Genomic DNA, 10,858 nt, shown 5'->3' on the forward strand with positions numbered 1-10,858 from the left:
TGATCCTGCCGCAGGCCAGCGGGATAGAAGATATAAGGAGGTCAATCAGGGCTGTTTCGCTATGATCCAGATGTTCCAGGTGTACAAGACGTTTGGAAAAGATCTGGAGGCCTTGGTCGATATCAATCTTCATATTCACAAGGGGGAGATGGTCTTCCTGGCTGGCCCCAACGGTGCCGGGAAAAGTACGCTACTCCGTTTGATCTTCCGCGACGAGCTTCCCACCTCTGGTCAGATCCTGGTCAATGGCCGCAACATCGTCCGCATGAAACCGAGGGCAGTCCCGTATCTGAGGCGGACTCTGGGGATCGTCTTTCAGGATTTCGCGCTCCTTCGCGACCGGACTATCGAGGAGAACCTTGCCCTGGTGGCCAGGGTGGTCGGTATGACGACGATACAGGTGCAGCGCAAGATCGCGCAACTGCTGAAACTGGTTGGGCTGTCTCACAAGGCACAAATGATGCCGTACAAGCTGTCGAGCGGCGAGCAGCAGCGAGCGGCGATGGCGAGGGCGCTGATGAATGATCCTCTCATCCTCTTGGCCGACGAGCCGACCGGGAACCTGGATGCTGAGCTGGCCGCAGACGTCATACGACTTCTTGTTGAGATTAACGTGCAGGGGACTACCGTCTTGGTGGCCACTCACAATCCCAAACTGGCAGAGGAGGCGGGCTGCCGAACAGTGTTCCTCAAACAAGGAAGGATCGTTGAGGAATGGCAGCGAGTGGACCGGCCGATAAGCTTGCCTCAACAGAAGGGGCTGGGGTAAAAGGCCTCGGGCTCAGGCGGGCCTCTCCCGTCCGGCGCACGGCGCATCCGACGAATGGTTGAGAAGCTAAAACAGCTGTTGGCCCATGCCCTGATCAACCTGGTTCGCGCTGGGTGGGGTGGGCTGGCGTCGATTACCAGCATCGCGATGTCGTTTCTCATCATTGGCATCTTTCTCCTGTTAGTCCAGCATTTTAATGCGCTTGTTGCCGAGTGGAAGGAACAACTCCAGGTCTCTGTCTTTCTGGATGACCGGATTACCCCGATGCAGCTAGAGATGCTCAGGCGTCGGATCGAGAACGAGGCAGCCGTCAAGGCCTTCACGTTCACAACGAAGGAAGAAGCGCTGGCCAACTTCCGCCGCGAACTCAAGGGGCAGGAGAGCCTCCTCGAGGGTCTGGGTGATAATCCGCTCCCCGCTTCGTTCCAGCTCAAGATCCGCGGAGGGTATCAAAGCCCGGAAGTCCTCAAAGGGCTCAGTGCGTTCCTGAGCCGCCTTGAGGGCGTGGAGGATATCCAGTACGGGCAGGAATGGGTCGAGCGCATTTCCCACGCTGCACGACTTATCAGGCTGCTCGGCATCATCATCGGTGCGGCGCTGACGCTAGGATCGGCCATGATCGTCTCGAATACTATTCGGCTCGCAGTCTACGCCCGTGCGCAAGAGATTGAGATCATGCGGCTGGTAGGCGCCACCAAGGCATACATCCGCGCCCCCTTCCTGGTGGAGGGAATGCTCCAGGGCAGCCTTGGCGCCGGCCTCGCCTTGGGTGTGCTGTTTGCGGCCTACCGATTCGTCGCGCCGACCTTCAACTTGGCCTCCCCGCTCTTCCCGACGGCGGCTGGCCCAGGATTCTTGGAATCGTCGATGATGGCAGGTCTGGTAGGCGGGGGCGCAGCGATCGGGGCCCTGGGCAGTTTGATCGCGGTCAGTCGCTTCCTCAAGGTGTAGCCGGCAGTCAGCAGAAGGGAGCAATGGCTCGTTCGCCTCTTACCATCCGGGTGATGGTGGTCTTCATGGCAATCTTTCTCCTCGGCCCGCCAGCCGGTCTGGCAACTACAAAAAGGCCGGTGCCGCCATCGCGCCTTCGCGAGAAGCGCGAAGAGCTCAATCAGGTAAAAAGGGAGCTGGACCGGGAGCGTAAGCAGACACAACAGGTGGCGCGGAAAGAGCGATCGCTTTCCGAGGATTTGGATCGGATCGATCAGGAGCTTCAGCAGAAGGGCCGAGAGCTGAAAGAGCTGCAGGCCGGGCTGAAGGTAAGTACGGAACGGCTTCAGGCCATCCAGAACAATATCAGGCTGATCAGAACTCGCCTGAACCAGACACAGGACCTGTTCCGGCGGCGTGTCCGCGCCATCTACAAACAGGGCCGGCATGGCTATGTCCAGGCCCTCTTGTCCTCAGAGGATATGTCGGGCGCCGGGCGTCGTATACGATACCTTGCTGCAATTGCGAATCAGGACCAGCGGATGGTTGCTGCCTACTCGACTGACCTCGAAACCCTGGGGGCTCAACAAGCTGAGCTGGAACGGTTGAAGGCTGAGCTGACCCTGAGCCAAAAAGCCGTCACCGCAAAACGCGAAGAGATCCTGGAGGAACAGCGTGCCAGACGCCTGTTGCTGGCCAAGGTTCAGGAGCAGAAAAAAAGCCATCTGGTCGCCATCCGGGAACTGGAGCTGGCCGCTCGCGAGCTTCAGGGCCTTATCGGTCGCCTGCAGCGAGAGAAACGGCCTCAGAGTGGGAGAACGCCCCATCCCGAGTCGTTGCGGGCTCCTGGGCCTTCTGAAGGACCAATTGGGCCGTTCGCATCGCTCAAGGGCAAATTGCCGTGGCCGACGACCGGCACCCTGACCTCTACCTTTGGCAAGCAAGAGCATGCGCGGTACAGGACGGTGACCTGGAGTCACGGCATCGAGATCAATGCTCCCGAGAGGCAGAAGATCGTTTCGGTCTTTGAAGGTGTTGTGCTCTACGCCGATTGGTTCAAAGGGTACGGCCGCTTGATCGTTCTTGACCACGGAGATGGCTACTACACCGTCTATGCGCATGCCGCAGAGATTCTCGTCAAGGTGGGCGATCGAGTGGCAAAGGGGCAAGCCATCGGGTTGGTCGGTACCACCGGCTCGGTAACCGGGTCTCAGCTCTATTTTGAAGTGCGGCATCGGGGCGGGCCACAGGATCCCGTAGCGTGGCTTGCCCCTAACTGATGTGAAACGAGAGGATCTAGGGTAGAGGGTTTAGAATCAAAGGGGACCCTCGAGACCCTAACCCCTATACCCTGTCCTTAGGAGGAATCGATGAGATCTGGAGGTCATTTTCGGAACGGGTGGAAGCGTCTGGTCGTCGCATTGGGCCTGGCGCTGTTGGTCATCAGTGGCGGCGGCACCCATGAGGTCACGGCTGTCGAGGACAGCTACGAGCAGTTGAAGGTCTTCACTGAGGTCCTGTCGCTGGTCCAGGCCAATTACGTGGAGGAGACGAAACCCCGCGATCTCATCTACAGCGGCATTAAAGGGATGCTAGAGTCGCTCGATCCTCATAGCGCGTTCATGCCGCCCGATATCTTTAAAGAGATGCAGGTCGAGACCCAGGGTTCGTTCGGCGGCCTGGGGATCGAGATTACGGTCAAGGACAGGATGCTCACGGTGGTGGCGCCAATCGAAGGGACCCCCGCCGATCGGGCCGGCATTCATCCGGGCGACCGGATTGTGAAGATCGACGGGAGCCAGACCAAAGACATGACCCTTATGGAGGCAGTGAAAAAGCTCCGGGGTCCCAAGGGCACGAGCGTCACACTGACCATCCTCCGTGAGGAGTCCCCTGGCCCGTTCGAGCTGACGTTGGTTCGGGAAGTCATCGAGGTGAAAAGCGTAAAGACCAAGGATCTGGGCGATGGGATCGTCTACGTCCGGATTAGCGCGTTCCAGGAGCGGACCGGGAAAGACCTCCTGAAGGCGATCGAGCAGTTGGGGCAGGGCGCGATGTCGGCCATGGTGCTGGACCTTCGCAACAACCCGGGCGGCCTCCTGAATCAGGCCGTCCAGGTGTCCGATCTGTTCCTGGACCAAGGGCAGCTCATCGTTTACACTGAGGGTCGAATCAAGAACCAGGATCTCCGTTTCTCGGCCGAACACGGGGCTCAGGTCCCCAAGATCCCCATTGTGGTCCTGGTGAATGGGGGCTCCGCCAGCGCCTCCGAGATCGTCGCGGGCGCGCTTCAGGACTGGAAGCGGGCAGTGATCCTTGGGACCAAAACCTTCGGGAAGGGGTCGGTGCAGACGGTTGTTCCGCTGAGCGATGGTTCCGGCCTGCGTTTGACCACGGCGAAGTATTTCACGCCAAAGGGACGGTCGATCCACGGCACCGGGCTTGTGCCTGATATCATCGTGGAGGTACCGAGGCCCACCGCTGTAGCCAAGGCGCCGGGTGGCCCGGGTGAAAAAGAGGGTGAGCCAATAAAAGTACAGGCTGAGAAACGGCAGGAGAAGAAGATTTCCGAAGAGGAGGGAGACGCGAGTCTCCAGATCGGCAAGCGAGAGGGACCAGATCCCAACAGCGACATCCAGTTAAAGCGAGCGATGGAGATTCTCAAGGCGAGCCGAATCATCGAGAAGGGATTTGTGAAAGGGAATGCAGGGTAAATGCAGCACTCAGTAAGGACAGGCAGGTGGATAGACTGAAGGCTGAAGACTGGAGGAGGTTATTAGGCTAAGGGCTGAATGTTTAGGTAGTTTTCCTTCGACCTTCAGCCTTCAGTCTAAACTCCTAACCGCTGAATAATGTCATATCTTACTCTTGGGATTGAAACCTCCTGTGACGAGACGGCGGCCGCTGTACTGGAGGATGACCGGCGAATCCGTTCTTCCGTGATCGCCTCCCAGGATACCGTCCATGCCCCCTACGGCGGGGTTGTTCCTGAGTTGGCCTCCCGCCGTCACGTGGAGGCTGTCTGGCCGGTCGTCCAGGAGGCGCTCACCAAGGCAGGGGTCAGCCTCGCCGAACTTGACGGGATCGCGGCAACGTCAGGACCGGGGCTGATCGGTTCCCTGCTGGTTGGTCTCTGCTTCGGGAAGGCGCTTGCCTTTGCCCGTCATATCCCACTGGTCGGTGTGAATCACCTGGAGGGGCATCTCTATGCCGCCCTGCTGGATCATGAGGAGCTGTCCTTTCCCTTTACCGGGCTCGTGACATCGGGTGGCCACACTCACCTCTATCTGGCCACAGCCCCTGGCGTCTATCGCTTGCTCGGTCGGACCAGGGATGATGCTGCAGGAGAGGCCTTCGACAAGGTGGCCAAGTTCCTCGGCCTCGGTTATCCAGGCGGGCCGGTGATCGAGGAGTGGGCGCGTAAAGGCGACCCAAACGCTGTGCGGTTTCCAAGGCCTATGCGTGAGCAAGATTCATGCGATTTCAGCTTCAGCGGTCTGAAAACCGCAGTGGTCAATTATGCGAAGGGTTTAGGGTTTAGGGTTCAGGGTTCAAGTAGTAGTTCGCTTCAGCCTTCAGCCTTCAGCCTTCAGCCTGTTCTCGACCCTACTCTCATAGCAGATATTTGCGCCGGATTTCAAGAAGCTGTGGTGGATGTGCTGGTTCGCGTGAGTCTGGCAGCGACGAAGGCGTCCGCCTCTCGCCGTCTCGTCCTGGCCGGAGGGGTAGCCTGCAATGGCAGGCTCCGGTCGAAGCTCACGGAGCGGGCGGCAGAGGAAGGGGTACAGATCTACTACCCCAGACCGTCCCTCTGCACCGATAACGGCGCCATGATCGCGGCCGCCGGTTACCCTCGCCTTCTGCGCGGCGAGCGAGCCTTACTTGCATTGAACGCCGATGCCGATCTCGCTCTCGGTGTGACATAAGGGAACACGAATGGCGAAGCTACCCATCCTGCTCTACCCATCCCCCGTCATCCGAAAGAAATCGCTGCTGGTCACGTCCATCGATGGCCAGCTTCAGCGCTTCATCGATGATATGGTAGAAACCATGTATGCGGCTCCAGGCATGGGCCTTGCCGCTCCCCAAGTGGGAGCACTCAAGCGGGTCATCGTCCTGGACCCTTCTCACGATCCCGCACATGCACGGCCCCAGGTCCTGATTAATCCCGTACTGGTTAGCGGTGAAGGGCAAGTCGTGGAGGAAGAGGGATGCCTCTGCATCCCGGATCTGAACGAGTCGGTCTCACGATTCAAACAGGTGGTGGTAAAGGCATATGATCGGAATGAGAAGGAGGTTATTCTGGAGGGGGCTGACCTGCTGGCCCGTATCCTACAGCACGAGATCGATCACTTGGACGGTGTCCTGTTCATCGACCGTCTGAGCACGGCAAAGCGTCTCTTACTGAAGCGGCGGCTCAAGAAGGCGAAAAAAGACTAGGACGTAGTAGAATCTTACAATTTCATCTCGACGTTAGCCTTGGTCTTGAGACCCTCGATCCACTCCTTGAATGTGGCCTCGGCCTTCCGATCAAACAGAATGGTGCGAATCTGCTCCTTCACCTGGTCGAATGGAAGGACCCGGCCAGGAACCCGCTCTTCCACGACAATGATGTGGAAGCCGGCCGGAGTCGTGATGATGTCGCTGGCCTGCCCAATCGGCAGGGCAAGGGCGGCCTGCTCCAACTCCGGCGCGAGCTCTCCGCGCCTCATCATCCAGACCTCACCGCTGGAGGCCGCGAGCGGCCCCTCCGAGTACTGCTGAGCGACCGAAGAGAAGTCGGTCCCTGACTTGATCAGCGCCTGCGCCTCCTCAATCCGGCGCTTGGCGCGCGATACCTCACTGGGCGTCGACCCCTTCGGTATAGCCACGAGGAGATGGCGCATCTTGAATTGGGACATGTCCCTGAATTGCGCCTGCTGTTGCTCGTAATATTGCTGGACCTCCTCGTCAAGTACGACGACCTTGGATCGCACCCGCCTCGCTACCAGCTTCGTCAGGACGACCTGGTCGGCAATCCCTCTCCGAAACTGCTCCTCGCTGAGCAGTTCTCTGGATAGAGCAGCCCGCAACTCCTCGTCGCTGGCCAACCCGTTGCGCTTCTTCAATTCCTCAATGGTCGACTGAATCTCTGCGGGGGCCGCCTCGATCTTCTCCTTTTTCGCCTCCTGAAGTTGCAACCTCCTGAGAATCAGCTCGTCCAGGATCTGGCGTTCCGTGCTGCGGAGCTGCTGCTCTCGCTCCATCCCCATCGTGTCCCGCACGATCCTTCGAATAGTCTGAAGCCCTTCCTCTTGCACCTCAGTCAGGGTGATCACGTCATCGTTGACAACGGCGACGACGCGATCGAGGATCACCCCGTGAGCCACGGAAGCCGTCAGCACCCCATAGAGGATGGCCATCCCCAACGGGAGCGTAGGGTATTGGAATCCACTGACCGCATTCCACTTCTGAACCTTGCGCTTTGCGCCTTGCGCTCTACACTGACTCATCGACACTCCTGAAGTCTCGACAGCAGGGCCTGAGTGGTAGCGATCTTGTCTACCCCGTCTACCCGGTATTCCAGTCTCTCATACCCCGCAGGCTTGGCATCTTTCGGGATGTAGCGCAACCGGCCGCCCTCTTCACGAAGCAGGGCTGCCACCTTGGCTGGAGCAAGAGGCGGCGACTCACTGAAAACGAGGCGGATCGTTTTACCGGAAGCATCGACCTCACGGATATGGAGCGTCCGAGCCAGAATCCTGAGAGTGATCGCGGTAAGCAGCCGCTCTGTCTCAGGGGGAGGCTCACCAAAGCGATCGACCAGCTCCTCCCGAAAGGCGGAGACCTCCTGTGCAGATGTGAGCGCAGCCAACCGTTTGTAGAGCTGGAGCCGGACGTTGGGATCCTCGACGTAGGCCTCCGGCATATACCCCTCCGCCTCCAACCTGACAGAAGGCTCGACAGGCTCCGCAGCCGCTTCACCCTTCAACTCCCTGACCGTTGACTCGATCAGCCTGCAATACAGATCAAATCCCACGGCGGCGATCTGACCGTGCTGCTCTGCTCCCAGGAGGTTGCCCGCTCCTCTGATCTCCAGGTCCCGTGCCGCCACCTTGAATCCGGAGCCGAGTTCGGTCAGTTCCGCGATAACCTGGAGCCTCTTTTTTGCTACCTCTGAGAGCACAGCATCCTCCGGCACCAGGAGGTAGGCGTACCCTCGATGCTTGTCCCGACCGACCCGCCCGCGAAGCTGGTAGAGCTGCGCAAGGCCCAAGGCATCGGCCCGATCAATGATGATGGTGTTGGCGGCACCGACATCCAAGCCGGATTCGATGATAGTGGTGCACAGCAGAACATCGAACGTACCGCTGTAAAAGTCGCACATGATCCGTTCCAGGCGCTCTTCAGGCAGCTCGCCGTGAGCCACTGTCAGCCTCGCCCGAGGGACCAACCGCTTGATCAGGCGCGCCACGCGCTGGATACTCTCTACGCGATTATGAACAAAGAAGACCTGTCCTCCTCTGTCCAGCTCCCGCTCTATCGCCTCCTTGATAAGGGCCGGGTCGAACCTGGCTACAGTCGTCCTGATCGAAAGGCGATCCTCCGGCGGGGTTTCGATAGTGCTGATGTCCCTGACTCCCAGCATCGACATGTGCATCGTCCTCGGGATCGGCGTGGCGGTGAGCGTCAGGACATTGACCTGTCGTCGGATCTGCTTCAGGCGCTCCTTAGCCGCGACACCGAAGCGGTGCTCCTCATCTACCACAAGCAGCCCCAGGTCCCGAAAGTGGACATCCTTCTGGAGCAGGCGGTGGGTGCCAATGACAATATCGACGATGCCGTCACGGACGCCACGCAGTACGTCGCCCTGCTCCTTTCGACTGCGGAAGCGTGAGAGCATCTCCACCGTGATCGGGAAACCGCCGAACCGCTCGGAAAAGGTCCGGGAGTGCTGCAGGGCAAGAACGGTGGTTGGGACTAGGATCGCGACCTGCTTCCCCCCCATGACCGTCTTGAAGGCGGCCCGCATCGCCACCTCGGTTTTGCCATACCCGACATCACCGCAGATCAGGCGGTCCATCGGCCGGTCTCGCTCCATGTCGGCCTTAGCCTCGGCGATTGCCTGAAGCTGGCCAGGGGTTTCCTCGTGCGGGAATCCAGCCTCGAATTCCCGTTGCCATGGCGTATCGGGGGGGAGGGCATACCCTTTGACCACCTGCCTGGCTGCATACAGCGTGAGCAGCTCCTGGGTCATCTCGCGAACGGAAGCCTTGACCCGCTCCTTGGCCTTGGTCCAGGAAGCGCTTCCTAACCGATCGAGGGCTGGTGGATTGCCATCAGCGCCCGCATACCGATGGACCAGGTGGAGTTTGCTCGTGGGCACATAGAGCTTGGCGTGGTCGGCATAGACGATGAGCAGATAGTCACCCTCTGTCCCACCGACAGCAATCTGCCGCAGCCCTTTGTATACGCCGATTCCGTGATCCTCATGAACGACAAAGTCACCGTAGGCCAGATCCTGGTAGGAGGCGATGAGGGAGACCGCCTTCGGTCGTAAGCGGCGGGGCGGAATGTGTCGAGTCCCAAAGATCTCGGCTTCAGTAATATAGGTCAGTGACGCCCCATCCAGGTGGAAGCCGCCACTGAGTTCGCCGGCGAGGATAGTGATTTCGCTTGGCGACGCCATTCCTGGGCTGAGAGAGGCTGCGACGTCATGCTCCTTCAGCACCTCAGCCAGGCGCCGACCCTGGGCCTCATTTCTGCAGACCAGGTGGATTCTTCGACTCTGCCGACGCCACCCTTCAAGGTCCCGTACGAGTTCCATCATTCGTCCACGGTAGGCCGGGATGGTGCGCATCTGGAAACCGATAGCCGCCTCTCCCGCAAGGCAGTTGGTTGGCAAGAACTCCTCCAGGAAGATCCGCGGCCTCAGGGAGAGTCTCTGCTCAAGGTCGCTCCAATTGAGGAATGAGAGACAAGATCCGGTAACACCCTCCCTACCGCGCTCCGCGAGGCTTGTACTATTGGCCTTCAGGCTCGACTGGTCTATCAGGACCCAGACGGTATCGGGCGCCACGTACTGCATGAGATCGGCTGGTTCCGGATAACAGTACGGAAGATAGGCATGAAGAGCTGGGAACGGGCGACGATCCTCAAGTGCCTGGATGATCTCGGAAGGAACTGAGTCGCTCTGGGCCTTCTCTACCTTGCGGAGTGCGTCCAGGGCCTGTTGACACGCTTCAGCCGTCAATGGCACTTCTACAACAGGCAGGACGGTGACCTGCTCGACAGAGCGGATGGACCGCTGTGTGGCCGGATCGAAGGCGCGGAGCTCAAGCAGTTCGTCGCCAAAGAACTCGGCGCGGACAGGAAGATCCGACCCTTCGACACGGCTCAGGACAGGTTTTGGAGGGAAGAGGTCGAGGAGATTCCCACGCAGACTGTATTCGCCGCGGTCGGTCACCTGATTTACTCGACGGTAGCCACCTACCTCCAAGGCGCCCAGAAGCTCATCCCGTGCGATCAGTCGTCCAACATACAGCGTAAATGCCGCTCCCAGGAGGGCCGAAGGAGGGAGAAGGCGTTCGAGGGCAGCCTGGATAGAGACAACCGCCAAAGGAAGCTCCTTGGTGGCAAGGCCCGCCAGACAGGCAATTCGCTGATACCCGGTCTCGGGATCCTCATCACGTTCTGACAGGAAGCCCACCGGGCTGCGAAAGAAGACGTGCAGATCCTTCGCCAGAAGCTCGGCTTCGGCGGACGAGGAGGTCAATACCACGAGGGGACGCCTCGTCAGGCGAGCAATCTGGGAGAGGATCAACGCCTTCGAGGCCCCAAAGAGGCCGGTCAGATACAGCGCGTCGACCCCACTGTCAAGTCGGGCCACGATCTCGGCAATCTCAGGGATCAGGAGATCCTCCGACTGCTCCATCGATCGTATCACCATGAGATCCTCTTACTGCTCCTGCAACCTGGCCATCGTCATGATACGACGCAGGATATTGCTTGTAGAAGAGCCCTCCACCAACGGGATCGTCACGACCCGCCCGCCATGCCTCTCTACCGTCTCCCGACCGATGACCTCTTCCTTCGCCCAGTCGGCGCCCTTGACTAATACATCAGGCTCAAGCGCTTCGATGATACGGCTCGGGTCCGGTTCCTCGAAGATCACCACGT

General features: G+C 59.5%; 8 protein-coding genes and 1 pseudogene. 6 read left to right on the top strand and 3 right to left on the bottom strand.

The window, feature by feature from the left end; genetic code table 11:
- The first annotated feature begins 61 nt into the window (after positions 1 to 61).
- From ftsE to def, 6 genes are all read left to right on the top strand, one after another.
- The gene (ftsE, locus tag PHV01_RS09115; RefSeq protein WP_337290844.1) at positions 62 to 769 is read left to right on the top strand and encodes a cell division ATP-binding protein FtsE; all 708 of its coding nucleotides are present in this window, start codon (positions 62 to 64) and stop codon (positions 767 to 769) included.
- Positions 770 to 823: 54 nt separating this feature from the next.
- Complete coding sequence (gene ftsX / locus PHV01_RS09120) at positions 824 to 1,720, top strand: permease-like cell division protein FtsX (protein ID WP_337290845.1); 897 nt, start codon at positions 824 to 826, stop codon at positions 1,718 to 1,720.
- A gap of 23 nt (positions 1,721 to 1,743) precedes the next feature.
- Positions 1,744 to 2,979, top strand: coding sequence for a peptidoglycan DD-metalloendopeptidase family protein (locus PHV01_RS09125; protein WP_337290846.1), 1,236 nt, complete (start codon positions 1,744 to 1,746; stop codon positions 2,977 to 2,979).
- A 90-nt stretch (positions 2,980 to 3,069) separates the two neighbouring features.
- Entirely contained in the window at positions 3,070 to 4,413 is a 1,344-nt protein-coding gene (locus PHV01_RS09130; RefSeq protein WP_337290847.1) for a S41 family peptidase, read from the top strand.
- A gap of 138 nt (positions 4,414 to 4,551) precedes the next feature.
- Positions 4,552 to 5,625, top strand: coding sequence for a tRNA (adenosine(37)-N6)-threonylcarbamoyltransferase complex transferase subunit TsaD (tsaD, locus tag PHV01_RS09135; RefSeq protein ID WP_337290848.1), 1,074 nt, complete (start codon positions 4,552 to 4,554; stop codon positions 5,623 to 5,625).
- Between the two features lie 10 nt (positions 5,626 to 5,635).
- Complete coding sequence (gene def, locus PHV01_RS09140) at positions 5,636 to 6,139, top strand: peptide deformylase (protein WP_337290849.1); 504 nt, start codon at positions 5,636 to 5,638, stop codon at positions 6,137 to 6,139.
- 14 nt (positions 6,140 to 6,153) lie between these two features.
- Here def and PHV01_RS09145 read toward each other — a convergent pair whose 3' ends face one another.
- The 3 genes and pseudogenes from PHV01_RS09145 to PHV01_RS09155 form a co-directional block, all read right to left on the bottom strand.
- Entirely contained in the window at positions 6,154 to 7,191 is a 1,038-nt protein-coding gene (locus PHV01_RS09145; protein ID WP_337290850.1) for a peptidylprolyl isomerase, read from the bottom strand.
- Positions 7,188 to 10,628, bottom strand: coding sequence for a transcription-repair coupling factor (mfd, locus tag PHV01_RS09150; RefSeq protein ID WP_337290851.1), 3,441 nt, complete (start codon positions 10,626 to 10,628; stop codon positions 7,188 to 7,190). Before mfd ends, PHV01_RS09145 begins: the two co-directional genes overlap by 4 nt.
- A 9-nt stretch (positions 10,629 to 10,637) precedes the next feature.
- Positions 10,638 to 10,858: pseudogene (locus PHV01_RS09155) on the bottom strand (D-glycero-beta-D-manno-heptose 1-phosphate adenylyltransferase); the annotation flags it as partial.

Origin of the sequence: Candidatus Methylomirabilis sp., from assembly GCF_028716865.1 — a bacterium.
GTDB lineage: Bacteria > Methylomirabilota > Methylomirabilia > Methylomirabilales > Methylomirabilaceae > Methylomirabilis.